The organism is Limimaricola variabilis (assembly GCF_034371605.1).
GTDB lineage: Bacteria > Pseudomonadota > Alphaproteobacteria > Rhodobacterales > Rhodobacteraceae > Limimaricola > Limimaricola variabilis.
The window spans coordinates 3,053,391-3,077,878 of the sequence record NZ_CP139691.1 but is presented as its reverse complement, the minus strand read 5'-3'; the positions used below and the strand labels follow the sequence as shown (position 1 = coordinate 3,077,878).

At 69.9% G+C, this 24,488-nt stretch carries 24 protein-coding genes; 14 read left to right on the top strand and 10 right to left on the bottom strand.

Annotated elements, in window-relative coordinates; translation table 11 throughout:
* The first annotated feature begins 35 nt into the window (after nt 1-35).
* Nucleotides 36-452 carry a tellurite resistance TerB family protein gene (locus tag T8T21_RS15355; RefSeq protein WP_322336231.1) on the top strand — a complete coding sequence of 139 codons (417 nt, stop codon included), beginning with the start codon at nt 36-38 and terminating at the stop codon, nt 450-452.
* A 73-nt stretch (nt 453-525) separates the two neighbouring features.
* Nucleotides 526-705, top strand: coding sequence for a PLD nuclease N-terminal domain-containing protein (locus tag T8T21_RS15350; RefSeq protein ID WP_322336230.1), 180 nt, complete (start codon nt 526-528; stop codon nt 703-705).
* Here the strand turns inward: T8T21_RS15350 and dacB are convergent.
* Genes dacB through T8T21_RS15335 form a run of 3 tightly spaced genes read right to left on the bottom strand, consistent with a single transcriptional unit; the run spans nt 702 to nt 3,720 of the window.
* Nucleotides 702-2,231 carry a D-alanyl-D-alanine carboxypeptidase/D-alanyl-D-alanine endopeptidase gene (gene dacB, locus T8T21_RS15345; RefSeq protein WP_322336229.1) on the bottom strand — a complete coding sequence of 510 codons (1,530 nt, stop codon included), beginning with the start codon at nt 2,229-2,231 and terminating at the stop codon, nt 702-704. The genes T8T21_RS15350 and dacB overlap by 4 nt on opposite strands.
* A gap of 47 nt (nt 2,232-2,278) precedes the next feature.
* On the bottom strand, nt 2,279-2,905 hold the full coding sequence (locus T8T21_RS15340; protein WP_322336228.1) for a nicotinate-nucleotide adenylyltransferase: 627 nt from the start codon (nt 2,903-2,905) through the stop codon (nt 2,279-2,281).
* Nucleotides 2,902-3,720 carry a TolB family protein gene (locus T8T21_RS15335; protein ID WP_322336227.1) on the bottom strand — a complete coding sequence of 273 codons (819 nt, stop codon included), beginning with the start codon at nt 3,718-3,720 and terminating at the stop codon, nt 2,902-2,904. Before T8T21_RS15335 ends, T8T21_RS15340 begins: the two co-directional genes overlap by 4 nt.
* A 235-nt stretch (nt 3,721-3,955) precedes the next feature.
* Here T8T21_RS15335 and T8T21_RS15330 point away from each other — a divergent pair, with 235 nt between their 5' ends.
* Nucleotides 3,956-4,162 (top strand): cold-shock protein, encoded by a 207-nt coding sequence (locus tag T8T21_RS15330; protein ID WP_085895532.1) that lies wholly within the window; start codon nt 3,956-3,958, stop codon nt 4,160-4,162.
* Between the two features lie 98 nt (nt 4,163-4,260).
* Here the strand turns inward: T8T21_RS15330 and T8T21_RS15325 are convergent, their stop codons facing one another.
* Nucleotides 4,261-4,908: an arylesterase gene (locus T8T21_RS15325; protein ID WP_322336226.1), complete on the bottom strand. Its 648-nt coding sequence runs from the start codon at nt 4,906-4,908 to the stop codon at nt 4,261-4,263.
* Nucleotides 4,909-4,957: 49 nt separating this feature from the next.
* Between T8T21_RS15325 and T8T21_RS15320 the strand changes: the two genes are divergently transcribed.
* Together T8T21_RS15320 and T8T21_RS15315 are read left to right on the top strand one after the other, a co-directional pair.
* Complete coding sequence (locus T8T21_RS15320; protein ID WP_183470997.1) at nt 4,958-5,629, top strand: ABC transporter ATP-binding protein; 672 nt, start codon at nt 4,958-4,960, stop codon at nt 5,627-5,629.
* Nucleotides 5,626-8,151 carry an ABC transporter permease gene (locus tag T8T21_RS15315; RefSeq protein WP_322336225.1) on the top strand — a complete coding sequence of 842 codons (2,526 nt, stop codon included), beginning with the start codon at nt 5,626-5,628 and terminating at the stop codon, nt 8,149-8,151. The genes T8T21_RS15320 and T8T21_RS15315 overlap by 4 nt, the downstream gene beginning before the upstream one ends.
* Here T8T21_RS15315 and T8T21_RS15310 read toward each other — a convergent pair.
* Nucleotides 8,148-9,047 (bottom strand): NAD(P)/FAD-dependent oxidoreductase, encoded by a 900-nt coding sequence (locus tag T8T21_RS15310; RefSeq protein ID WP_322336224.1) that lies wholly within the window; start codon nt 9,045-9,047, stop codon nt 8,148-8,150. The genes T8T21_RS15315 and T8T21_RS15310 overlap by 4 nt on opposite strands.
* Nucleotides 9,048-9,138: 91 nt before the next feature.
* A complete protein-coding gene (gene gltX, locus T8T21_RS15305) occupies nt 9,139-10,458 on the bottom strand; it encodes a glutamate--tRNA ligase (protein WP_322336223.1) in 1,320 nt (439 codons plus the stop codon).
* A 61-nt stretch (nt 10,459-10,519) separates the two neighbouring features.
* Between gltX and T8T21_RS15300 the strand changes: the two genes are divergently transcribed.
* Both T8T21_RS15300 and T8T21_RS15295 read left to right on the top strand, forming a co-directional pair.
* Entirely contained in the window at nt 10,520-10,939 is a 420-nt protein-coding gene (locus T8T21_RS15300) for a metallopeptidase family protein (protein ID WP_183471005.1), read from the top strand.
* Between the two features lie 87 nt (nt 10,940-11,026).
* Nucleotides 11,027-11,956: an MBL fold metallo-hydrolase gene (locus T8T21_RS15295; protein ID WP_322336222.1), complete on the top strand. Its 930-nt coding sequence runs from the start codon at nt 11,027-11,029 to the stop codon at nt 11,954-11,956.
* Here T8T21_RS15295 and T8T21_RS15290 read toward each other — a convergent pair whose 3' ends face one another.
* A complete protein-coding gene (locus T8T21_RS15290) occupies nt 11,957-13,408 on the bottom strand; it encodes an MFS transporter (RefSeq protein ID WP_322336221.1) in 1,452 nt (483 codons plus the stop codon).
* A 20-nt stretch (nt 13,409-13,428) separates the two neighbouring features.
* Entirely contained in the window at nt 13,429-13,857 is a 429-nt protein-coding gene (locus T8T21_RS15285) for a DUF1801 domain-containing protein (RefSeq protein ID WP_183471011.1), read from the bottom strand.
* A gap of 210 nt (nt 13,858-14,067) precedes the next feature.
* Between T8T21_RS15285 and T8T21_RS15280 the strand changes: the two genes are divergently transcribed.
* Nucleotides 14,068-15,687 carry an MORN repeat-containing protein gene (locus T8T21_RS15280; RefSeq protein WP_322336220.1) on the top strand — a complete coding sequence of 540 codons (1,620 nt, stop codon included), beginning with the start codon at nt 14,068-14,070 and terminating at the stop codon, nt 15,685-15,687.
* Nucleotides 15,688-15,727: 40 nt separating this feature from the next.
* Here T8T21_RS15280 and T8T21_RS15275 read toward each other — a convergent pair whose 3' ends face one another.
* On the bottom strand, nt 15,728-16,393 hold the full coding sequence (locus T8T21_RS15275; RefSeq protein ID WP_322336219.1) for an SDR family NAD(P)-dependent oxidoreductase: 666 nt from the start codon (nt 16,391-16,393) through the stop codon (nt 15,728-15,730).
* Complete coding sequence (locus T8T21_RS15270; protein WP_322336218.1) at nt 16,383-17,096, bottom strand: SDR family oxidoreductase; 714 nt, start codon at nt 17,094-17,096, stop codon at nt 16,383-16,385. The genes T8T21_RS15275 and T8T21_RS15270 overlap by 11 nt, the downstream gene beginning before the upstream one ends.
* Before the next feature lie 92 nt (nt 17,097-17,188).
* On the opposite strand from T8T21_RS15270, the gene T8T21_RS15265 reads away from it, so the two are divergent.
* From T8T21_RS15265 to mrdA, 6 genes are all read left to right on the top strand, one after another.
* A complete protein-coding gene (locus tag T8T21_RS15265) occupies nt 17,189-17,989 on the top strand; it encodes a glutathione S-transferase family protein (RefSeq protein WP_322336217.1) in 801 nt (266 codons plus the stop codon).
* A 192-nt stretch (nt 17,990-18,181) separates the two neighbouring features.
* A complete protein-coding gene (locus T8T21_RS15260; RefSeq protein ID WP_183471021.1) occupies nt 18,182-19,765 on the top strand; it encodes a 2-isopropylmalate synthase in 1,584 nt (527 codons plus the stop codon).
* 184 nt (nt 19,766-19,949) lie between these two features.
* Nucleotides 19,950-20,987 carry a rod shape-determining protein gene (locus tag T8T21_RS15255; RefSeq protein WP_085895516.1) on the top strand — a complete coding sequence of 346 codons (1,038 nt, stop codon included), beginning with the start codon at nt 19,950-19,952 and terminating at the stop codon, nt 20,985-20,987.
* Nucleotides 20,988-21,068: 81 nt separating this feature from the next.
* Entirely contained in the window at nt 21,069-22,025 is a 957-nt protein-coding gene (gene mreC, locus T8T21_RS15250; protein WP_183471023.1) for a rod shape-determining protein MreC, read from the top strand.
* On the top strand, nt 22,018-22,551 hold the full coding sequence (locus tag T8T21_RS15245; RefSeq protein ID WP_322336216.1) for a rod shape-determining protein MreD: 534 nt from the start codon (nt 22,018-22,020) through the stop codon (nt 22,549-22,551). The genes mreC and T8T21_RS15245 overlap by 8 nt, the downstream gene beginning before the upstream one ends.
* The gene (gene mrdA / locus T8T21_RS15240) at nt 22,548-24,488 is read left to right on the top strand and encodes a penicillin-binding protein 2 (protein WP_322336215.1); all 1,941 of its coding nucleotides are present in this window, start codon (nt 22,548-22,550) and stop codon (nt 24,486-24,488) included. The genes T8T21_RS15245 and mrdA overlap by 4 nt, the downstream gene beginning before the upstream one ends.

The window sequence follows — 24,488 nt, the reverse complement described above, 5'->3', positions numbered from 1 at the left end:
AATAAATTGGCCCGTGAATGCAAGGAGCAAGACCCATGAGCGACACCCCTTCTCTGACCGCGCAGGATGCGCTGGTGGCGCTGATGATCGCCGTCTCGGCGTCGGATGAAACGATCCGCACCTCCGAGCTGGTGAAGATCACCAACATGGTCAACCACTTGCCGGTCTTCGCCGATTACGGCGACGACCTGTCTGAGATCTCGAACACGGTGTTCGACCTGCTCGAGCAGGAGGACGGGCTCGACGCGCTGTTCGGGCTGATCCGCGAGGCGCTGCCCGAGCGGCTCTACGAGACCGCCTATGCGCTGGCCTGCGACGTGGCGGCCGCCGACGGCAACGTCACCGAGGGCGAGGGCCGGATGCTCGAGGAGATCCGCTACGAGCTGTCGATCGACCGGCTGCACGCCGCGGCGATCGAGCGCGGCGCGCGGGCCCGGCACCTGACCGTCTGAGCGGGACTGGGCGGAGGGACCCGGCAGGCGGGGCGGAGCGTTTCACGGGCAACAGCCATGAAAGGGCACGCCCATGCGGATCTTCGGTCTGATCGTCTTCCTGCTCGATCTCTACGCCATCTGGAACGTCATCACCTCCTCGGCCAGCACGGGCAAGAAGGTGGTCTGGACGCTCGCCATCCTGATCCTGCCAGTGCTCGGCCTGATCGTGTGGTTCTTCATGGGGCCGCGCGGGCGCGGCGCGCGGATCTAGTTGACCGCCCCCTCCGCCGCGTAGGCGATGCCCCAGCGCTGCAGCAGCCGCTGCTGCAGCCACTTGGCGCGGCCGTTATAGGCGCGCGCGCCCTCGGGGCGTTCCTCCTCCTCGTCCTGCGCGTCGATCCGGCGCGCCACGTCGCCCGAGAAGATCGCGAAGGCGATGTCGCGCCCGCCCATCGTGCGCTCGTATCCCGCAAGCGCGCTGACGAAATTGAGCGTGCCGGTCTTGGCCACCACCACCCCCGGCGGACGGGCCAGCGCCTCGCCGCGCGGGCCGTAGAGGCGGATCGACTTGAGCAACGGCTTCAGATCGCGCCGCGCCTGCGGCGTGGCGAGGATCTTGGCCATCTGCATCGCCGAGATCCGCGACGCGCCGCCGAGTCCGGAATGGTCCACCAGATCCGGCGCCGCGCCGAAACGCGCCTCGACCCAATCCGACATCGCCCGGCCCGAGCCCGGCAGATCGGTGACGCCGGTGCCGCGCGCCACGCTGGCGGCAAGGCCGATCTGCTCGGCGATCAGATTGGTCGAATAGAGCAGCATGTCGCGGATCAGCTTGGTGAGATCGGCGCTCTGGTGGCGCACCAGCACCGTGCCGTTCGGGGCCGAGGACGCCTCGGACACTGTGCCCAGCTCGATCCCCTGATCCTCGGCGAGAGCGGCGAAGACCTGTCCCGCATAAAGCGCCGGGCGCCGCACCGGCAGCCAGCGCGCGCCGCTGTCGCCGAGATAGCGGCGACCGACGGTCCAGACATCGACGCCGTTCTGCTGCGCGTAAGTGTAAACCGGCGTGCCGCGATCCACCGCTTCCATCGTCGCGATATCGACCACGGGACGGGTGTCGGTGCCCCGCGCGTCGAGCGTCAGCTCGTAGCCGCCGCTCGACCGCGCCCAGGAGAAATAAATGCGGTTGTAATTGAGGTTGAGCCCCGAAACGGCGGGGTTGTAGCCCAGATGCGGCAGCTGCACCGGGTCGATCTGGCTCTGCTGCGGCAGCGCGCCGCCCCAGACCGCAAAGCCGCCCGCCACGCCGCGCACGCCCAGCGCCTTGAGTTCAAGCGCCATCTCGGCCAGCGCATCGGTGTCGAGCGTCGGATCGCCCGTCCCGGCCAGCACCAAATCGCCCTGGATGATGCCGTTCTCGATCGGACCGGTGGCCACGAGGGTGGTCTCGAAGCGGTAATCGCCCCCCAACGCCTCGAGCGCGTAGAGCGCGGTGACCGCCTTGGCCACAGAGGCGGGCGGCAGCCGCGTATAGGCGTCATGCTGGTCTAGGATTTCGCCCGAGCGGGCGTCGAGCGCGACGAAGCCGGTGCGCCCTCCGAGCCGCGCCTCCTCGACGAACTGCGCGGTGGAATCGCGCAGCCGCGGGCGCAGCCCCGAAGGCGCGGCGTCGAGCGCCACCGCGCCGTCCGGCCGGGCCTGCGGCCGCAGCGAAGTGAGCGGCTGCGCCATGGCAGCCGAGGCGGTCATCGATAGGCCGCCGATCAGCAGCCCGCGTCGGGTCAGTCGTGCTTTCATGTCCGATAGATAGAGCGCGCCGCGCGCGTTCGGCAACGCCCTGCGCCTCATGGTTTCGCAAGTTTTCCTGCGCCCTGCGGCCAACCGCCTTCGGCGCGGATCGCGGTCGACGACGCCGCAGACATCGGCAGGTTCACGAAGCACCAGGCCGGGGCCGGGGCGCGCGCCAGCCCCTCGGCCGCGTGCATCGGCAGCCGCGCGCCGCGATAGACCCGCGCCGCCCGCGACAGCCGCGCCGCCAGCCGGTCGCCGGGCCGCGCGAAGACGCCCATCGGGACGCTCTCGACGATGCGCCGCCAATCCTGCCAGCGATGCAGCTGTACGAGGTTGTCGGCCCCCATCAGCCAGACGAAATCGACGCCCGGATAGCGCGCCGTCAACCGGGCGATCGTCTGCGCGGTATAGCGCGTGCCGAGCCGCGCTTCGATGTCGGTCACGCGGATCTTCGGGTGCTGCGCGACCCGTTCGGCCTGGGCGATGCGCCGCGCCATCGGCGCCGGGCCGCGCGCCTTCAGGGGATTGCCCGGGCTGACCATCCACCACACCCGGTCGAGGCGGAACCGGCGGATCGCCTCCAGCGTGATTGCCATGTGCCCCTCATGGGCCGGATCGAACGACCCGCCGAGCAGCCCGATCGCCTGCCCGGCCCGGGCCTTGGGCCATCCCGTGCTCATGCAGGGTACCGCACGAAGGCGAAGGCGGACGAGTCCGGCGCCCAGCAGGGCACGTTGAGGCTGCCCTGCCCGCCCCGGAAGCGGACGATCTCGCGCCCTTCCCCACCCGCCTGCGGCAGCAGCCACAGCGCGACATCGAGGTCGGCCGGATGGCCTTGGGTGCCGGGGGGGTAACGCAGATGCACGACGTGCCGCCCGTCCGGTGACGGGTGCGGAAACCAGTTGACGCCTGGGCCGTCGGTCATCCGCTCGGGCGTGGTGCCGTCGGGCCGGATGCGCCAGATGTCGACCGCGCCGTCACGTTCGCCGTTGAACCAGATCCAGCGCCCATCGGCCGAGAAATCCGGCCCGTCGGCATGATCGAAGACCGCCGTCACGCAGGTCTCATCCCCGGTTTCGATTTCGGCGAGGTAGATCCCCACCGGCCCGCCATCCCGGGCGCCGGCATAGACCACCCGCCGCCCGTCGGGGCTCCAGCCATGCATCCACGACGGCAGCTGCGCGGTCAGCCTGCGTGGCGCGCCTCCCGCCGCCGGTACCAGATAGATGCAAGAGGCGCCAGTCTCGGCCTTGTCGGAGATCGCGATCACCTGTCCGTCCGGCGATGGTACGTGGTCGTTGTTGAGCTGGGTGGCAAAGCCGGTCTCGACCGGCGTGAGGCGGTCCGCGCCGGGGTCGAGCCGCCACAGCCGCCCTTCGGCATTCACCAGAAGGCTGCCATCGGCGCACCAGTTCGGCGCCTCGATGCGGCCGGTGCCGCGATGCACGACCTCGACCGAACCGTCGTGGCGCCACAGGCAGATCTCGCTTTCCATAGCGCTCCTTCCGAGGGCGCCGACGGGGTGGACGGGACGCGCAAAGAGCCGCCGATCCGCCCGGCGTCGCGCCCGAATGCGAATTGATTTTCTGGCTGATTCGGGTTAACTGGACAAGGCGACGTTACCTCTATCGACCACTGTCTCCTTTACGGCCTCAGTCCCTCGATCAGCACTGACAGAGCCGACACCGCTGCAATTCCGCGAGCGGATACTTGTTAAGGAAGACAGCACGATGGCTACCGGCACCGTGAAATGGTTCAACACCACCAAAGGCTATGGCTTCATCGCGCCCGATGGCGGCAAGAAGGACGTCTTCGTCCACATTTCCGCCGTTGAGCGTTCGGGCCTGACCGGCCTCGCCGACAACCAGAAGATCAGCTTCGACATCGAAGCCGGCCGCGACGGCCGCGAATCGGCGGTGAACCTCAAGCCGATGTAAGAGGCCGGCCCCGCGGGGCCGCTTCGCACCTGATTTCCGAGACGGGCGCGGCCGGGGCCGCGCCCGTTTCACATGGGCCCCGGCCCATGCGGGCCGGATCACTCCGCCCGCGCGCTTTCGGCCAGATCGCGCACCAGCGGGCCGATCTCCTCGACGATCCGCGCCACGCCATCGGCGTTGGGATGCAGCCCGTCGGCCTGCAGATAGGCCCGCCGCGCCGCCTCGACCCCCTCCCCGTCCGCCTGCAGCGGCGCGAAGAAATCCGGATAGAGCGGCACGTCATGCGTCTCGGCCAGATCGGCATAGGCGGCATCGAAGGCGGCCGCGTAATCGGGGCCGTAATTCGATCCCGCCTTGATCCCGACGAGCAGCGTCTCGACCCCCACCGCCTCGGCCTTGCCCAGAATGCCGTCGAGATTGCGCGCCATCTCCTCGGGGTCGAGCCCGCGCAGATAGTCGTTGCCGCCCAGCGCCAGGATCATCGCGTCGACCTCGGGGGTCAGCGTCCAGTCGGCCCGCGCCAGACCGCCCGCCGAGGTGTCGCCCGACACGCCCGCATTGATCAGACGCACCTCGGCCCCCGCCTCGTCGAGCCAGGCCTGCAGCTGCGGCACCAGCCCCTCGCCCTGCGGCAGCCCGTAGCCCGCCGTCAAGCTGTCGCCCAGCGCGGCGATCACCACCTCGCCCGCCTGCGCCGCGAGCGGGGCCGCGACGATTGGCAGCGCCAGGATCAGCTTGCGCATCATGCCCCCGGCCCCATATCGCTCGGGGCGTGTGCGACGAAAGGCCCTCAGCATGACCGACCCCGTTCTCTCCCTCAAGGAAGCCGAGCTGACGCTGTCGGGCAATGCCGGGCCGGTGGAGATCCTGCACGGGATCACGCTCGACGTGCGCCCGGGCGAGACGCTGGGGCTGGTGGGTCCGAGTGGGTCAGGCAAGTCGTCTCTCCTCATGCTCATGGGCGGGCTGGAGCGCGCCACCGGCGGCACCGTCGCGGCGCTGGGCCACGACCTCACCGCGCTGGACGAGGACGCTCTGGCCCGGTTCCGCCGAGACAATATGGGGGTGGTGTTCCAGTCCTTCCACCTGATCCCGACCATGACAGCGCTGGAAAACGTCGCAATTCCTCTTGAGCTGGCGGGCCACCGCGACGCGCATGAGCGCGCCGAGGCGCAGCTCGCCGCCGTTGGGCTGGGCCACCGCGCCGGCCATTACCCCGGTCAGCTCTCGGGCGGCGAGCAGCAGCGCGTCGCGCTCGCCCGCGCCACGGCGCCGCATCCGCGCATCCTGCTGGCGGACGAGCCGACCGGCAATCTCGACGCCGCCAATGGCGCGGCGATCATGGACCTGCTGTTCGACCTGCGCGACCGGCACGGCGCGACGCTGGTGATGGTCACCCATGCGCCCGAGCTCGCGGAGCGCTGCGACCGGGTGGTGCGGCTGATGGACGGGCGGGTGGCGGCATGAGCGCCCGCCTCGCCGCCCGCCTCGCCCGGCGCGAGCTGCGCGGGGGCCTGCGGGGGTTTCGCATCTTTCTCGCCTGCCTCGCGCTTGGCGTCGCCGCCATCGCCGCCGTCGGCATGGTCCGCTCGGCGATCCAGGCCGGGCTCGAGCGCGAAAGCGCCGCGATCCTCGGCGGTGACGCCGAGATCGAGCTAACCTACCGTTATGCCGACGCGACCGAGCTGGCCTGGATGCAGGGCGTGGCCGACACCGTCTCGGAGGTGGTCGATTTCCGCTCCATGGCAGTGGTCGCGCGAGACGGGGAGACCGAGCGCGCGCTGACCCAGATCCGCGCCGTCGACGATGCCTACCCGCTGGTGGGCCAGGTCCGGCTGGAGCCCGAGATGCCGCTCGACGCGGCCTTCGCGGGAACGGGCGGCCTGCCCGGGATCGTCATGGAGCGGGCGCTCACCGACCGGCTGGCACTGGCGCCGGGCGACCGGGTCCGGCTCGGCACGCAGGATTTCGTGCTGATGGCGGTGCTGGCACGCTACCCCGACAGCGCGGCAGGCGGTTTCGACTTCGGTCCGCGCAGCCTCGTTCTGCGCGAGGATTTGTCGGAATCGGGTCTTCTGGCCGAGGGCACGCTGTTCTCCACCGCCTACCGGCTCGACCTGCCCCAAGGCGCCGATCTGCAGGCGCTCGAGGACGAGGCGGAGGGCCGCTTCGAGGGCAGCGGGCTGCGCTGGCGCGACGCCCGGCGCGGCGCGGGCGGCACCGAACGTTTCATCGACAGGCTGGGCTCGTTTCTGGTGCTGATCGGGCTGTCGGGGCTGGCGGTGGGCGGCGTCGGCATCTCGGCTGCGGTGCGCGCCTATCTGTCGGGCAAGACCGCGACCATCGCGACGCTCCGGACGCTGGGGGCGACGCGCAGCACGATCTTCCTCACCTATTTCTTCCAGATCGGGGCACTCACGATCCTCGGCCTCGTGCTCGGGCTGGCGCTGGGCATCCTCGCGCCGCTGCTTCTGGCGCCGGTGATCACCGCCCGGCTGCCGATCCCGGCCGAGTTCGGCCTCTACCCCCGCCCGCTGATCGAGGCGGCGCTCTACGGGGCGCTGGTGGCCGGGATCTTCACGCTCTGGCCGCTGGCGCGGACCGAGAACGTGCGCGCCGCGACGCTGTTTCGAGACGCGATGGGCGCGGGCCGGGCGCTGCCGCGGCGGCGCTACATGGGGGCGATCCTCGGGCTGCTGGCGGTGCTGATCGGATCGGCGGTGCTGTTCTCGGGCACCTGGAAGCTGACCCTGTCGACCGCGGGCTCGATCGCGGCGGCGCTGGCGCTTCTGGCGCTGGCGGCGCTCGGCGTGCAGGCCTTGGCCCGGCGGGCGGGCCGCGCGGCGCGCGGTCGGCCCGGCCTCAGGTTGGCGCTGGGCGCGATCGGCAAGCGCGGCGGCGAGACCGGCTCGGTGGTGCTGTCGCTGGGCCTCGGCCTGTCGGTGCTGGCCGCCGTCGGCCAGATCGACGGCAATCTGCGCCGCGCCATCACCGATGATTTGCCCGAGGTGGCGCCGGCCTATTTCTTCGTCGATATCCAGCCCGACCAGATCGAGGGCTTCCGCGCGCGGCTCGACGGTGACAGCCAGGTGAGCCGGGTCGACAGCGCGCCGATGCTTCGGGGCATCGTCTCGGGCATCAATGGCCGCCCCGCCCGCGAGGTGGCCGATCACTGGGTGCTGCATGGCGACCGGGGCCTGACCTATTCCGCGACCCCGCCCGACGACGAGGACATCGTCGCAGGCGAATGGTGGGATGCCGATTATTCTGGCCCGCCGCTTGTGAGCTTTGCCGAGGAGGAGGCGCTGGAGATCGGCCTCGGGATCGGCGACGAGATCACCGTCAACGTGCTGGGCCGCGACGTGACCGCGACCATCGCCAATCTGCGGCGCGTCGATTTCGGCTCGGCCGCGATCGCCTTCGTGATGTCGATGAACCCTTCGGCGCTGGCCGGTGCGCCGCATAGCTGGATCGCCACGGTCTATGCCGAGGAAGCGGCCGAGGCGGCGATCCTGCGCGACCTCGCCGATGCCTATCCCAACATCACCGCGATCCGGGTACGCGACGCCATCGCGCAGGTCACCCGGGTGGTCGACGGCATCGCCGCCGCCACCCGCTACGGCGCCGCGGCGACCCTGCTCACCGGCTTCCTGGTGCTGATCGGCGCGGCGGCGGCGGGCGAGCGGTCGCGCAGCTACGAGGCGGCGATCCTCAAGACGCTGGGCGCCTCGCGCCGCCGCATCCTCGCGAGCTTTGCGCTGCGGGCGGCGCTTCTGGGCGCGGCGGCCGGTCTGGTGGCGCTCGGCGCGGGGGTTCTGGGCGGCTGGGCGGTGGCGCGCTTCGTCATGGAGACCGATTTCGCGGTGATCTGGCCCTCGGCCATCGGCATCGTTCTGGGCGGGGCGCTGGCGAGCCTGCTGGCCGGGCTGGCCTTTGCCTGGCGGCCGCTCAGGGTGCGCCCGGCGCAGGTGCTGCGGGCGCAGGACTAGGCGCCGAGCAGCCGGTTATGGATCGCCGTCGTCGCGACGGCGGCGTGGCCCATGCCATAGGCGATCTGGTCGAGCCCGGCGACCACGTCGCCGATCGCGAAGAGCCCCTCGACGCTGGTTTCGCAATGCGGATCGACGAGGATGCAGCCCGCCTCGGTCAGATCCGCGCCCAGCGCCTGCGCGAGGTCGGAATGCGGGTCGGTCCCGAGCGCCACGTAGAGCGTGTCGAAGCGCGCGACGCGACCATCCTCCATCTCGATGACGATGGCATCACCGTCGAGCCGGATGTCGCGGCGATGCGAGGGCAGGATCTTCAGCCCCGCCTGCGCGAGCGCCCGCTCGCCGTCATCGTCGAGCGGCGCGTGCTCGGGCCGCACCACGGTCACGTCGTCGGTGTAGTGACGCACGAAGCGTCCCTCGGCCACCGCGTGGGGTCCGGAGCCGAGGATCGCGACCTTCTGGCCGCGCACCTCGTAGGCGTCGCAGATCGGGCAGTAGCGGATCAGCCCGCGCGCCACCCCCTCGTCATGCAGCGCCTCGGGGATGCGCGGCGGACGGTTGGTGACGCCGGTGGCGAGGATCAGGCTGCGCGCCTCGACCGCACCGCCCTCGGCCTCGACCCTGAACCCGCCTTCGATCCGACGCGCGCCGGTCACCGCCTCGCGGCGGATCTCGACCTCGCGCCCCTCGTAATGGGCGAGCTGGCCGCGGATCTGGGACAGAAGCTCCGGCCCCTCGACGCCTTCGGGATAGCCCGGCAGGTTGCGGGTGCGCGGGATGCGGTGCGCGCGCGGCCTTCCGGCATCGAACAGCACCGTGTCGCGCAAAAAGCGTGCGAGGTAGATCCCGGCGGTCAGTCCCGCCGGGCCACCGCCCACGATGACGCAGTCGCGCATGGCCGTTCTCCCATCTCGTCAGAGGCGGGAGGTATGGCATGGCCGGTCCGGGTCCAGCCCCGGAGCGGGAGCCGAAGCCGAAAGCTTGCGGTCAGACCTGCGGCTTGACCTGCATCAGAGCCATGACATCGGTCATCTCCGGACCGTGATCCATGCCGGTGACGGCGCGGCGCAGCGGCAGGAACAGCCCCTTGCCCTTGCGGCCGGTTTCCGCCTTCACGGCATCGGTCCAGGATTTCCAGGTGTCCGGGCCATAGGGCGGCTCGCCCAGCATCCCCAGCGCCTGCGCCACGAACTCGGCATCTTCGGGCTCGGCCCGGCCCGCCGTACCGTCGCGGAACACCGCCCACCATTCGGTGATGGTGGCGCGGGTCTTGAGGTTGCCGCGCACCGTGGCCCAGAACGCCTCGGCCAGATCGTCGGGCACGCCCGCCGCACGCACGTCCTCGGCGACCTCTGACAGCGGCTGCTGCGACAGCCAGCGCGCGGTCAGCGGCTCCAGATCGGCGGGGTCGAACTTGGTCGGTGCCGAGCCGAAGGTGGCAATGTCGAAGCCCTCGATCACCTCCGAAGGCGTCTGGCGCAGCTCGACGGGCTGCGAGGAGCCCAGCCGTGCCATCAGGCTCAGGATCGCCATCGGCTCGATGCCCGCGGCCTTGAGGTCGCGCAAGCTCAGCGTGCCGAGCCGCTTCGACAGCGCCTCGCCCTGCGGGCCAGTGAGCAGCGAGTGATGCGCGAAGCGCGGCGGCTCGTAGCCCAGCGCGCGGATGATCTGGATCTGGGTCGCGGTGTTGGTCACGTGGTCCGAGCCGCGCACCACGTCGGTGATGCCCATCTCGGCGTCGTCGACCGAGGAGGCGAAGGTGTAGAGCACCTGACCGCTTTCCTTGATCAGCACCGGGTCCGACACGCTCGCGGCGTCGATCGAGATCGGCCCGAGGATGCCGTCCTCCCACTCGATCCGCTCGCGGTCGAGCTTGAAGCGCCAATGGCTGCCGCGCTCGGCGCGCAGGCGGTCCTTCTCGGCGTCGGACAGGTCCAGCGCGGCGCGGTCATAGACCGGCGGCTTGCCCATGTTGAGCTGCTTCTTGCGCTTGAGGTCGAGCTCGGTCGGGGTCTCGAAGCATTCGTAGAGCCGCCCGTCGGCCACCAACTTCTCACGCGCCGCCGTGTAGCGCTCCATCCGGTCGGATTGCCGCTCCACCCGGTCATGGGTGATGCCGAGCCAATCGAGCGCCTCGAGGATGCCGTCGACATATTCGGGCTTGGAGCGTTCCTGGTCGGTGTCGTCGATGCGCAGGATGAACTCGCCGCCCTGCTGCCGCGCGATGGCATGGTTGAACAGCGCGGCGCGCAGGTTGCCGATATGCAGCCAACCGGTGGGGGACGGGGCGAAACGGGTCGTGGTCATGGGGCTCTCCTGTTCGCGACGGCTCTTTCACAAGGGCGGCGTTTTGTCCATATCGGGGGCCATGGACCAGTTGCCCGACCCCTTCGCCCAAAGCCCGCTCGCTCCCTCTCTCGAGGAGATCGAGGCGATCGCGCGCCATGTCGTGGCCACCCTGCCCGAGCCGTTCCGCAAGGCGGCCGCCGAGGTGGCGTTGCGGGTCGTGGACTTCGCGCCCGACGACATTCTCGAGCAGATGCAGATGGAGGCCTTCGACCTGACCGGGCTTTATGACGGCATCCCGATGACCGAAAAATCGAACTGGGACGTGCCGCAGGGGCCGGACGTGGTCTGGCTGTTCCGCCGCCCGATCCTCGACGAATGGGCCGAGCGGGGCGACGTGACGCTGGCCGAGATGGTGGCGCATGTGACGGTGCATGAATACGCTCATCATTTCGGCTGGTCCGACGACGACATCGCCGCGATCGACCAATGGTGGCTGTGATCCGCCACCCCGAGGCGGGACGTCTCTAGGCGGCTGCGCCATGCGCCCTATCCTCCCAAAGCATCACAAGTGCACAGGAGAGGTGACATGTCCCATTCGATCAGCCGCCGCGCGGCTCTCGTGGCCGGCGCGGCCCTGCCCATGGCGGCGGGTCTCGGCCTGCCCCGCATCGCCCGCGCCCAACAGGCCGAAGGCATGGAGATGGAGCTGCCGACCCACCGGGTGTTCATGCTCGGGGACGTCAAGGTCACCGACCTGCTCGCCGGCAGCCGCGTCGTGCCCGAGCCGCATTCGATCTTCGGGCTCAATGTCGATGACGAGACCTTCGCGCAGGTCAGCGACGAACATTTCATCCCCTCGGACAAGGCGCGGTTCTTCTTCAACCCGGTGCTGATCGAGGCGGGTGGCGAGGTGATCCTCGTCGATACCGGCACCGACCCCGCCGGCATCACCGCCGCGCTCGAAGCGGCGGGCAAGCAGCCCTCGGACGTCACCCATGTCGTGCTGACCCACATGCATGGCGACCATATCGGAGGGCTGATGACCGAGGCCGGCGAGAAGACCTTTGCCAATGCCGCGCATCACGCCGGCCGGGTCGAGTTCGACTACTGGGCCGGCCAGGAGAACGAGGGCTTCGAAAGCAAGGTGCGCCCGCTCGAAGGCGAGCTGAACTTCCTCGCCGAGGGCGACCAGGTGGGCCCGCTCACCACGATGGAGGCCTTCGGCCACACGCCGGGGCATCTCGTCTTCACCGTTGCGGGCGGCGAGAGCGACCTGCTGCTGATGGGCGATCTCGCCAACCACTATGTCTGGTCGGTGGGCCGGCCCGACTGGCATGTCAGCTTCGACGTCGACAAGGAGATGGCGGTCGAGACGCGCCGCCGCGTGCTGTCGATGGCCGCTGAGAACCGGATGCCGGTCATGGGCTACCACATGCCCTTCCCCGGGCTGGGCTATGTCAGCGCCGAGGGCGAGGGCTTCCGCTGGATGCCCCATACCTACCAGCTGATGCTGTGATCACTCCGCCGGGGTGGGATCGGGCGCCCCGTCAGGCCTCTGCCCCGGCACCAAACGCGGCTCGGGCAGCCGCCAGACCAGCATCGCCACGGCGAGAAAGGCCGCCGCGTTGAACCACAGCGCGGCGGTCAACGCGTCCTCGTAGCCGCCGCCTGCGCGCAGCGCACCGAAGAAGAGCTGCCCCATCACCGCCACGCCCAGGGCACCGCCGACCTGCTGGAAGCTTTGCAGCGCGCCCGACCCGGCGCCGGTGTCGCGGTCGGCGACATTGGCCAGCACGGTCTGGAACAGCGGCGAAACGGCGGTGCCCAGCCCCAGCCCGGCCAGCCCGAGCGGCGCCACGAAAGCCAGCCGCGACAGCGCCGCGTCCTCGCCCGGCACCAGCAGCCGCAGCGCCGTCACCCCGACGACCAGCATCAAGGCACCCACGGCGATGCGCTGGCGCGGCCAGCGGGTGCCGAGCCGTCCCGACACCAGCGAGGCGCCCAGCACGCCGAGCGAGAAGGGCATGGTGGTGACGCCCGACTGCAGCGGCGTCAGCCCGTGACCGACCTGCAGGAACACCGCGAAGACCAGAAAGAACCCCGGCACCCCGGCGAAGAGCAGCGTCGCGAGGGAGGAGCCGGTGACGTAATCGGCATTGGCCAGCAGGCTCGCCGGTATGAGCTGCGCCGCGCCGCGCCGCGCCTGCCGGCGCTGCCACAGCACGAAGCCCGCACCGACCGGCAGGCTCGCCGCCATCATGGCGAAGATCCAGCCCGGCCAGCCCAACTGGCGCCCTTCGATGAGCGGGAAGAGCAGCAGCATCAGCCCCAGCCCCGCCAGCGCCATGCCGACCAGATCGAGGCGCAGCGCCTTGTCGCCCGGCACCTTCGGCACAAAGCGCATCGCGCCCATCACCGCGACCAGCCCGACGGGGATGTTGACCAGGAAGATCGGCCGCCAGTCGAGCCCGGCGATGTCGGCCCCGATCAGGAACCCGCCGAGCACCGGTCCGGTGACGCTCGCCAGACCGGCGGAGAGGCCGAACAACGCGAAGGCCGCGCCGCGCTCGCGCGGGGGAAACAGCGCCGGGACCAGCGCCAGGGTCTGCGGTGTCATCATCGCCCCGCCCACGCCCTGCAGCACCCGCGCCGCAACCAGTGCGCCGATGCCGGGCGCGAGGCCGCACAGCGCCGAGGCCAAGGTGAACACGACCACGCCCAAGACGAACATACGCCGCCGACCGACCACGTCGCCGAGGCGACCGGCGGGCAGCAGGAACAGCGCGAAGCTCAGGATATAGGCCGCGACCACCCATTCGATCTGGCTGTCGGTGGCGTCGAAGGCCGCCTGCAGCGACGGGATCGCGACATTGACGATGGTCACGTCGATCAGGTTCATGAAGCCCGCCACCAGCAGCGCGGCCATGGCAATCCAGCGGCCGGGCCGCGGCGTGTCGTCTTCTGTCATCTCGGTCCTTGCGGGGCGGCTCAGATCGGATGCACCGGCCAGAAGGTCTCCAGCCGGTCGAGCCCATGCCGGATCAACTCCGCCAGAACGCCGCGATCCACGTCGGCGAGCCTGTTGATGTAAAGGCACGACTTGCCGGTCCGATACTTGCCCAGACGCGCGAGGATCGGGTTGGCCTCGTCGTAGCCGGGCATGATGTAGAGCACGAGGTTCGCCTTTCGAGGCGAAAAGCCGGTGGCGAGAAACCGTCCCGAGCGGCCGCTGTCGTAGACGTAGTCGTAGGAGCCGTAGCCCAGGATCGACGGCCCCCACATCTGCGGCACGAAGCCCGTCACCTCGCGAAACAGCGCGTCGAGCGCCTGCGCGTCCTCGCGCCGGCGCTCGGGCTCGACGGCCGCGAGAAAGGCTTCGACGCTCTCGCCCGTGGGTTGGGTCTTGTTGCCGGTCATGGTGCCTCCGGGCGCATTGCTCGGTCCGCAACTTAGGGAGCGCGGGGGGCGGCGCAAGTCCCGGTCACACATGCGCGCGGCCTCGGCCGCGACGGTGCCGCGGCTGTTGTCTTGCCCCCCACCCGCCGCTACTCTGCCGCGAAAGCGGAAACAGGGGCCGGTCGAACCGGGCCCGTCGATCGGGGGCAATCGGTCATGCAGGCACGAGCCATGCGCGCGTTCACTCTCGCGGCGGCGATCGGTCTCGCGCAGGCGCAGGTCGCCCTCGCGCAGGAGGTCACCACCAAGCAGTACGAGGATGGCGGCGTCTACGAGGGCACCTTCCTCAACGGTCGCCAGCACGGCCAGGGCAGCTACCGGCTGCCCAATGGCTACGAGTATCGCGGCGAGTGGTTCGAGGGCGAGATCCGCGGCGACGGCACCGCCACCTTCCCCAACGGCTCGGTCTATGAGGGCCAGTTCGCGCGCGGCAAGCCCGAGGGCGTGGGCCGGATCACCTTCGCCGATGGCGGCAGCTACGAGGGCGAGTGGGAAGACGGCAAGATCACCGGCCGCGGCATCGCCGAATACGCCAACGGTACCCGCTACGAAGGCGAGTTCCGCAACGCCATGCATCACGGCAACGGCACCCTGACCGGGCCTGACGGCTATGTCTACGAGGGCCAGTGGGTCAACGGCGTCAAGGAAGGCGAAGGCAAGATCACCTATCCCGACGGCTCGGTCTACGAGGGCATGCTGCGCTCGGGCGAGCGCGACGGCGAGGGCCGGCTGACCATGCCCGACGGGCTGGTCTATGAGGGCGGCTGGGTGGATGGCCGGATCGAGGGCGAGGGCCGGCTCGAACAGCCCGATGGCGACGTCTATGTGGGCGCGTTCGTTTCCGGCAAGCGCGAGGGCACGGGCCGGGTCGAATACGCCAATGGCGACGTCTACGAGGGCGGGTTCAAGAACGACCTGCGGCACGGCCAGGGCACCTTCACCGGCACCGATGGCTACCGCTATGTCGGCGCCTGGGTCGAGGGCCGGATCGAGGGCCAGGGCGAGGTCACCTACCCCGACGGCTCGGTCTATGTCGGCCAATTCGAGAACGATCTCGCGCATGGCACCGGCAAGATCACCTACCCGGACGGCTCGACCTACGAGGGCGACTGGAACCAGGGCGTGATCGAGGGCCAGGGCATCGCCACCTATGCCAACGGGCTCGTCTACGAGGGCGAGTTCAAGGCCGCCCAGAACCACGGGCGCGGCCGGATGACCTATGCCGACGGCTATAGCTACGAGGGCGACTGGGTCGAGGGCCAGCGCGAGGGCCAGGGCGTCGCCACCTATGCCGACGGCACGGTCTACGAGGGCGGCTTCGAGGACGGGCAGCGGCACGGCCAGGGCAAGATCACCATGCCCGACGGCTTCACCTATGAGGGCCAGTGGGTCGATGGCGAGATCGAGGGCGAAGGCATCGCCACTTACGCCAATGGCGACGTCTACGAGGGAGAGTTCCGCGACGGTCGCCGTCAGGGCCGTGGCGTGATGCGCTACGCCACCGGCGAGACCGAGGAAGGCGGCTGGAGCGACGGGGCCTTCGTCGGCACTGCTCCGGTGCTGCAGCCGGGCGAAACGACCGGTGAAGCGGAAACGGGGGCGGAACCCGAGACCGAGACCCCTGCCGAGCCCGAAGCTGAAGCCGAGAGCACCGATGCCGTCTCGGAGGCGGACGTCCCGGCGGAGGCACCGGCGCCGGATGCGCCGGAGGTGTCGTCGGAGGACATGCCCGACACGATCAACACGCCCGAGGCGGAGGATGACGCCTCGGAGACGCCTTCCGAAGAGTAGGCCCATACGGCGCGGCGCTGGCGCGCTGCGCAATCCGGCCTCACCACGGCACCTCTTCGCCGCGCCAGTCGCAGAAGTCGCCCGACTGCGCCGGATCGAGATTGCCCAACACCTGCAGCAGGTTGCGCGCCGCTTCCTCGGCCGAAACCATGCGGTGGCGCCCGGCATAGCGGGCGGTGAAGTCGGTCTCGACCGTGCCGGGATGCAGCGCCACGAGGATCGCGTCGCGGTCCTGGCGCGCAAGCTCGATCGCCGCGCCATGGACGATCTGGTTCAGCGCCGCCTTCGAGGCGCGGTAGGAATGCCAGCCGCCGATCCGGTTGTCGCCGATCGAGCCGACCCGCGCCGAGAGCACCCCCGCCCGCCCGCCGGGCGCGAGCAACCGGGGCACATGCCGCAGGATCAGCGCCGGGCCGATCGCGTTGACCGCCATCACTTGCGCCATGTGATCGGCCTCGATCGCGTCGAGCGATTTTTCCGGGCCCTTCCCCTCGGGCGCGAGGATGCCGATCGCCACGAGGATGAGGTCGAAGGGCCCCTGCAGAGCCCCCAGATGCCGCTCCACCGAGGCCGGGTCGACGGCATCGAAGCCGTCATCGCGGCGTGACAGCCGCGTCACCGCTTGGCCGCGCGCCTCCAGCTCGGCGGCGAGCGCTGCGCCGATGCCGCCCGAGGCACCGATGACGAGGGCGCGCTCACTCGGCATAGATCATCTTGCGGGTCATGCCGCCGTCGAGCAGCACTTCCTGCCCGGTCATGAACCCCGCCTGCGCCAGCCACAGCACCGCTTCGGCCACGTCCTCGGGCCGGCCGGCGCGGCCTGCTGGATGCTGTGCGTGATCGATCTCGCGCAGCTCGTCCCAGCCGGTCGTGACGATCCAGCCGGGCGCGAGGGCGTTGACCCGGATCTCGGGGCCGAGCGAGACCGCGAGCGCATGGGTCAGCGCGGTCAGCCCGCCCTTGGCGGCGGCATAGGCCTCGGTGTTCGGCTCGGATTGATGCGCGCGGGTCGAGGTGATGTTGACGATCGCACCCCGACGCGCCCGCAGCAGCGCGACGCAATGCTTGGTCATCAGCAGCGCGCCGGTGAGGTTGGTGCCGATCCAGGCGTTCCAGTCGTCCAGCGCCAGCTCCTCGACCGGCCCGCCCTCCGGCCCGGCGAGCCCGGCATTGTTGACCAGCAGGTCGAGCCCGTCCCAGCCGGTGGCCTTGATCGCGGCCCGCACCGAGGCCTCGTCCGAGACGTCGCCCTCGATCGCGCGGGCGCCCTCGGGCAGACCGCCCAGCGCCGCCGCGTCGCGATCCATCGCCGCGACCTGCCAACCCTCGCGGGCCAGCCGCTCGACGAGGCCGCGCCCGATTCCCTTGGCGCCGCCGGTGACGAGCGCGCGTTTCATGTCCTGTGTCATGCGGCCCGAGCTAGGCGGGCGGGCGTCCCGGTCAATCCGTGACGGACGTCGCCATGCGTGGCATCATGCCGCGAGGCAAGGAAGGAGGGCGCATGTCCCGTCCCGTCATCTACCACATCCCGGTCTGCCCGTTCTCGCAGCGGGTCGAGATCCTGCTCGCGCTCAAGGGTCTCACCGAAGCGGTCGATTTCCACGTCATCGACATCACCCAGCCGCGGCCCGACTGGCTTCTGGAGAAGACCGGCGGCACCACGGCGCTGCCGGTGCTGGAGACCGAAGCTGGCGGCATCCTGAAGGAAAGCCTCGTCATCCTGCGCTATGTCGAGGAGCGCTGGGCCGAGCCGCGCATCGCCCGCGCCGACCCGTTCGAGCGCGGCATCGAGCGGCTGTTCATCACCCGCGAGGGGCCGTTCGGCATGGCGGGCTATCTCTACGTGATGAACACCGACCGGGCCAGGATGGACGAGAAGCGCGAGGCGCTGCTCGGGCATTACCGTTGGCTGGACGAGATGCTGCGACGGCACAACCCCAACGGCACCTGGCTCTTCGACGGATACGGCCTCGCGGAGGTGGTCTATACGCCGCTGATGATGCGGTTCTGGTTCCTCGAGCATTACGAGGGCTTCGCCCTGCCCGAGACGCCGGAATACGACCGGGTCCGCCGCTGGCGCACGGCCTGCCTGGAGCACCCGGCCGCGCAGCAGGTGCGGTACGACCAGATCGTGAAGCTCTACTATGATTATGCCGTGGGGTCGGGCAACGGCGCGCTGCCCGAGGGGCGGAAACGGTCGAGCTTCGTCTTCGAGCCGGACTGGCGCGACCGGCCGATGCCGCCCGCCGACAAGTACGACCGCGTGGCCTCGGATGCCGAGTTGGGGCTTCTGACCGCTTAGGGGTTTTCATCGCGGATTCGGGCGATATAGTCCCGCCCATGAGCCGGAACGTCACCTTCTCGTCCCCCGCGGGCCTGCCCGCGCTTCGGACCCTCCTTCTCCTTACTCGCCTCTGAGCGTGCCCATCGGCGCGACCGCTCAGAGGGGACAATCGCGCCGGAGAAAGCACCCGGACCCGAGAGGAATTGAGAGATGACCACCACCCCCGACACCCGTCCCGAAAACCGCGTCCTGATCTTCGACACGACGCTGCGTGACGGCGAGCAGTCGCCCGGCGCCACCATGACCCATGCCGAGAAGCTGGAGATCGCCGAGCTGCTCGACGAAATGGGCGTCGACATCATCGAAGCCGGCTTCCCGATCGCCTCCGAAGGCGACTTCAAGGCGGTGAGCGAGATCGCCAAGCAGTCGAAGAACGCGACGATCTGCGGCCTGGCGCGCGCCAACTACAAGGACATCGACCGCTGCTGGGAGGCGGTGAAACATGCGCGCTCGCCGCGCATCCACACCTTCATCGGCACCTCGCCGCTGCATCGCGCGATCCCGAACCTGACCAAGGACGAGATGGCGCAGCGGATCCACGACACCGTGACCCACGCGCGCAACCTGTGCGACAACGTGCAGTGGTCGCCGATGGACGCCACCCGGACCGAGTGGGACTACCTCGCCCGCGTCGTCGAGATCGCGATCAAGGCGGGCGCCACGACGATCAACATCCCCGACACGGTGGGCTACACCGCCCCGATGGAGAGCGCCCAGCTGATCCGGCGCCTGATCGCCGAAGTGCCGGGCGCCGACGAGATCATCTTCGCGACCCACTGCCACAACGACCTGGGCATGGCGACGGCCAACAGCCTCGCCGCCGTCGAGGGCGGCGCGCGGCAGATCGAGTGCACGATCAACGGCCTGGGCGAGCGCGCCGGCAACACCGCGCTGGAAGAGGTGGTGATGGCGCTCAAGGTGCGTCACGACATCCTGCCCTGGGACACCGGCATCGACACCCGCAAGATCATGAACATCTCGCGCCGCGTCGCCACCGTCTCGGGCTTTCCGGTGCAGTTCAACAAGGCGATCGTCGGCAAGAACGCCTTCGCGCATGAGAGCGGCATCCATCAGGACGGAATGCTCAAGAACGCCGAGACCTTCGAGATCATGCGTCCCGAGGATGTCGGCCTGTCGGGCACCTCGCTGCCGCTGGGCAAGCATTCGGGCCGCGCGGCGCTGCGCTCCAAGCTGAAGGAGCTGGGCTTCGAGCTGGCCGACAACCAGCTCAACGACACCTTCGTGCGGTTCAAGGATCTGGCCGACCGCAAGAAGGAGGTCTACGACGACGACCTGATCGCGCTGGTCCGGCAGAACGAGGCGGTCTCCGACCGGGTACGGCTCAAGTCGCTCAAGGTGATCTGCGGCACCGAGGGCCCGCAGCACGCCGAGATGACCCTGACCATCGACGACGAGGAGAAGTCGGTCGACGCCACCGGCGACGGCCCCGTGGACGCCACCTTCAATGCGATCAAGGCGCTGTTCCCGCACGAGGCGCGGCTGCAGCTCTACCAGGTGGCGGCGGTGACCGAGGGGACCGACGCGCAGGCCACCGTGTCGGTGCGGCTCGAGGAAGACGGGCGCATCGCCACCGGCCAGTCGGCCGATACCGACACCGTGGTGGCGAGCGCCAAGGCCTATATCAACGCCGTGAACCGGCTGCTGGTGCGGCGCGAAAAGACCGCGCCGAACGCCGATGTAAAGGGCGTGGGCTACATGGATGCGGGCCAGTGAGGCCCCGGGAGACGGCGCCCGCGCGCCGTCTCCACCGCGCAAGCCATCGTGATACGGCAAAAATGCGCTGACCGCAGGGGCCACGGGGCCTTTCCGCCCTGCCCCGTCATGCCTATAAGGCGCGAGGCTCGCCTTATGCGGAATCGCGGGCTTTCATGACACTGGAAACGGGATAGATCACGCCATGTTCGGATTGGGCAGCTTGTTTTCGTCTGACATGGCGATCGACCTGGGGACCGCGAACACGCTGGTCTACGTCAAGGGACGTGGCATCGTGCTGTCCGAACCCTCCGTGGTGGCCTACCACGTCAAGGACGGCGTGAAGAAAGTGCTCGCCGTGGGTGAGGACGCCAAGCTGATGCTGGGCCGGACCCCCGGCTCGATCGAGGCGATCCGGCCGATGCGCGAGGGCGTCATCGCCGATTTCGACGTCGCCGAGGAAATGATCAAGTATTTCATCCGCAAGGTGCACAAGCGGACGACCTTCTCCAAGCCCAAGATCATCGTCTGCGTGCCGCATGGCGCGACCCCGGTGGAAAAGCGCGCGATCCGGCAGTCGGTCCTGTCCGCCGGCGCCCGCCGCGCCGGGCTGATCGCGGAGCCGATCGCGGCGGCGATCGGGTCGGGCATGCCGATCACCGATCCGACCGGCAACATGGTCGTGGATATCGGCGGCGGCACCACCGAGGTCGCGGTGCTGTCGCTCGGCGACATCGTCTATGCCCGCTCGGTGCGGGTCGGCGGCGACCGGATGGACGAGGCGATCGTCAGCTACCTGCGCCGCCAGCACAACCTGCTGGTGGGCGAGGCCACGGCCGAGCGCATCAAGACCCAGATCGGCACGGCGCGGATGCCCGATGACGGCCGCGGCCAGTCGATGCATATCCGGGGCCGCGACCTGCTCAACGGCGTGCCCAAGGAGACCGAGATCAGCCAGGCGCAGATCGCCGAGGCGCTGGCCGAGCCGGTGCAGCAGATCTGCGAGGCGGTGATGACCGCGCTCGAGGCGACGCCGCCGGATCTCGCCGCCGACATCGTCGATCGCGGCGTGATGCTCACCGGTGGCGGCGCGCTTCTGGGCCAGCTCGACCTCGCGTTGCGCGAGCAGACCGGCCTCGCCATCTCGGTGGCCGACGAATCGCTCAACTGCGTCGCACTCGGTACCGGCAAGGCGCTGGAATACGAGAAGCAGCTGCGCCATGTGATAGACTACGACAGCTGAACGGCGCCCCCGCGGCGCCAGGCCTCCGACCGGATGACCGGCGGGGGCCGGATGGCCAGATGACGAGGGGGTGCCCGCTCCTTGGCGAAAGCACGACACAATGGCGAGACCTTCGCCCGACCGATCCGCAGGCTGCTGGTCGGGCTGCTGCTGCTGGCGCTCGTGGCGCTGTTCGCGCTGTGGCGGATAGACAGCCCGCGGGTCGAGCGTATCCGCGCCGAGGTGATCGACCGGGTTCTGCCCTCCTTCGATTGGGCACTGGCGCCGGTCACCGGCCTCGCCGTCATGGCCTCCAACTTCCAGAGCTACGCGCATCTGCACGAGCAGAACCAGCAGCTGCGGCGCGAGCTGCAGCAGATGCGTGCCTGGCGCGAGGCGGCGCTGCAGCTGGAGCAGGAGAACGCCAAGCTGCTTGATCTCAACAACGTCCGGCTCGACCCGCGGCTGACCTACATCACCGGCGTGGTGATGGCCGATAGCGGCTCGCCCTTCCGGCAGTCGGTGCTGGTCAATGTCGGCGCCCGCGACGGCGTGCTCGATGGCTGGCCTGCGATGGACGGGATCGGGCTGGTCGGCCGGATCTCGGGGGTAGGTCAGGGCACCAGCCGCGTGCTGCTGCTGACCGACACCTCCTCGCGCATCCCAGTGACGATCCAGCCCTCGGGCCAGCGGGCGATCCTGGCGGGCGACAACACGCTCTACCCGCCGATCGACTTCCTCGAGAACCCCGATCTGGTGCGCCCCGGCGACCGGGTGGTGTCGTCGGGCGATGGCGGCATGTTCCCGGCCGACCTGCTGGTGGGCCAGGTGGCGCTGGGCGCCGATGGCCGGCTGCGGATCCGGCTCGCCGCCGATTACGGCCGGCTTGAGTTCCTGCGGGTGCTGCGCAGCCATCAGGCCGAGACCGTCGACGAGACCGGCCGACTGATCGTGCCAGAGCCGCGCGAGATGTTCGGCCCGCCGGCCCCGGCACCGGAGAGCCTCGCGGGCGCGGTGGACGAAACCTCCGATCCCGGCGCGGAGACCCCCGATGGCTAGCCCGCGTCAGGCCCGGCTCTGGATCGGACGGGCGGGCTTCGCCGCGCTGGCGCTGGCGCTGGTCTTCCTGCGGCTGCTGCCGCTCGACACGCTGCCGCCGCGCTGGGCCGGGCCGGACCTGCTGCTCGCCGCGCTGCTGCTCTGGACGATCCGCCGCCCGGAGCTGGTGCCGGTCTGGCTGATCGCGGCAGTGGTGCTGCTGGTCGATTTCCTGTTCCAGCGGCCCCCGGGGCTCGGCGCCGCGCTGACGGTGATCGCGACCGAGATGCTGCGGCGGAGGCATGTCCGGCTGCGCGCCGGCGGCTTTGCCGCCGAATGGCTGGCCGCGGCGCTGGCCATCGCGGGCATCCTCGCGGCGACGCAGTTCGTGCTATGGATCGCGGTGATCCCGGCACCGCCCTGGACCCTAGTGGTGAGCCAGGCGCTCGCCACGGCGCTGGCCTACCCGGTGGTGGCCTTCGCGGCGCGCTGGATTCTGGGCATCGGCCGCGGCCAGATCGACTCCCGACGGAGGATCTCGACATGAAACGTCCCCCCAAGGAAACCCAGCAAAGTGCGCGCAGCATCGGGCGCCGCAGCTTGGTGATCGGCGCCTCGCAGCTCGCCATGGTCGGCGTGCTGGGCTGGCGGATGCGCTCGATGCAGGTCGATGAGGGCGACATCTATCGCAGCCTCGCCGAGGAGAACCGCATCAACATGCGGCTGATCGCACCGGCGCGCGGGCTGGTGTTCGACCGCAACGGCGTGCCGCTCGCGGTCAACGAGCAGAACTACCGCGTCATCATCACCCGCGAGGATGCGGGCGATGTCGATGACACGCTCGACCGGCTGGCGCGGCTGATCAACCTGTCGCCCGAGGAGGTCGAAAGCGCCAAGGCCGAGATGGCCCGCCGCCCCGCCTTCGTGCCGGTCACCGTGGCCGAGCGGGTGCCGTGGGACGACGTCGCCAAGGTCACCGTCAACGCCCCCGCCCTGCCCGGCATCACCGCCGAGGTCGGCCTGTCGCGGCATTACCCGCGCGGCTCGGACACCGCGCATGTGGTGGGCTATGTCGGCCCGGTCTCGGATTACGACCTCTCAAAGATGGAGGATCCCGACCCGCTGCTGCAGATCCCGCGCTTCCAGATCGGCAAGACCGGGGTCGAGGCGAAATACGAGGACGTGCTGCGCGGCAGCGCCGGCACCAAGCGGATCGAGGTCAACGCTGCCGGCCGGGTGATGCGCGAGATCGACCGCGAGGAAGGCAAGTCGGGCGCCGATATCCAGCTCGCCATCGACAGCCGGCTGCAGAGCTACGCCGAGGCACGGCTCGAGGGCGAGAGCGCCTCGGTGGTGGTGATGGATCTGGAGAGCGGCGACCTGCGCGCCGTGGCCTCCGCGCCGACCTTCGACCCGAACCTCTTCGTGCGGGGCATCTCCGGTCCCGACTGGCGGGCGCTCAACGAAAACAAGTACCGCCCCCTTTCGGCCAAGACCGTGCAGGGCGCCTACCCGCCCGGTTCGACCTTCAAGATGGTGGTCGCCATGGCGGCGCTGGAATCGGGGCTCGTCGGCCCCGAGGACACCGAGTACTGCCCCGGCTATACCGAGGTGGGCGGCACCCGCTTCCACTGCTGGAAGCGCGGCGGGCACGGCAACGTCAACATGCACCGCTCCCTGCAGGAGAGCTGCGACGTCTATTACTACGAGGTCAGCCAGAAGATCGGCATCGACCGCATCGCCGAAATGGCCCGCCGTCTCGGCGTCGGCGTCGAGCACGACGTGCCGATGTCGGCGGTGAGCATGGGCGTGGCCCCCGACACGCAGTGGAAGCGCGACCGCTACGGCGAGGCGTGGCGGATCGGCGACACGGTCAACGCCTCGATCGGCCAGGGCTACGTGCTGGCGACGCCGCTGCAGCTGGCGGTGATGTCGGCCCGTCTGGCGACCGGCCGCGACGTGCGGCCGCGGCTGGTGCACTCGGTGGGCGGCGTGATCCAGCCCTCCGGCGCGGGCGAGCCGATGGGCCTCAACGAGAATTTCCTGCGCCGGGTGCGCGCGGCGATGTTCGACGTCTCCAACGCTCAACGCGGCACCGGCTTCGGAGCGCGGATCGTGGCCGAGGGGATGCAGATGGCGGGCAAGTCCGGCACCAGCCAGGTGCGCCGGATCACCGCCGAGGAACGGGCGCGCGGCGTCACCTCCAACGCCGACCTGCCCTGGGAACGGCGCGACCACGCGCTGTGGGTCAATTTCGCGCCCTATGACAACCCGCGCTTCGCGGTGTCGGTGGTGGTCGAACATGGCGGCGGCGGCTCGTCGGTCGCCGCGCCGATCGCCCGCGACGTGACGCTGCAGGCCCTCTATGACGGCCCCCCGCCGCTGGAGGCCTATCCCTCCAACCTGCGCGACGCGATCGCCGAGCAGCAGAAGCGGATCGAGAACCACGTGGCGCGCGGCATGACCGCGTCGGACAGGGCCTGA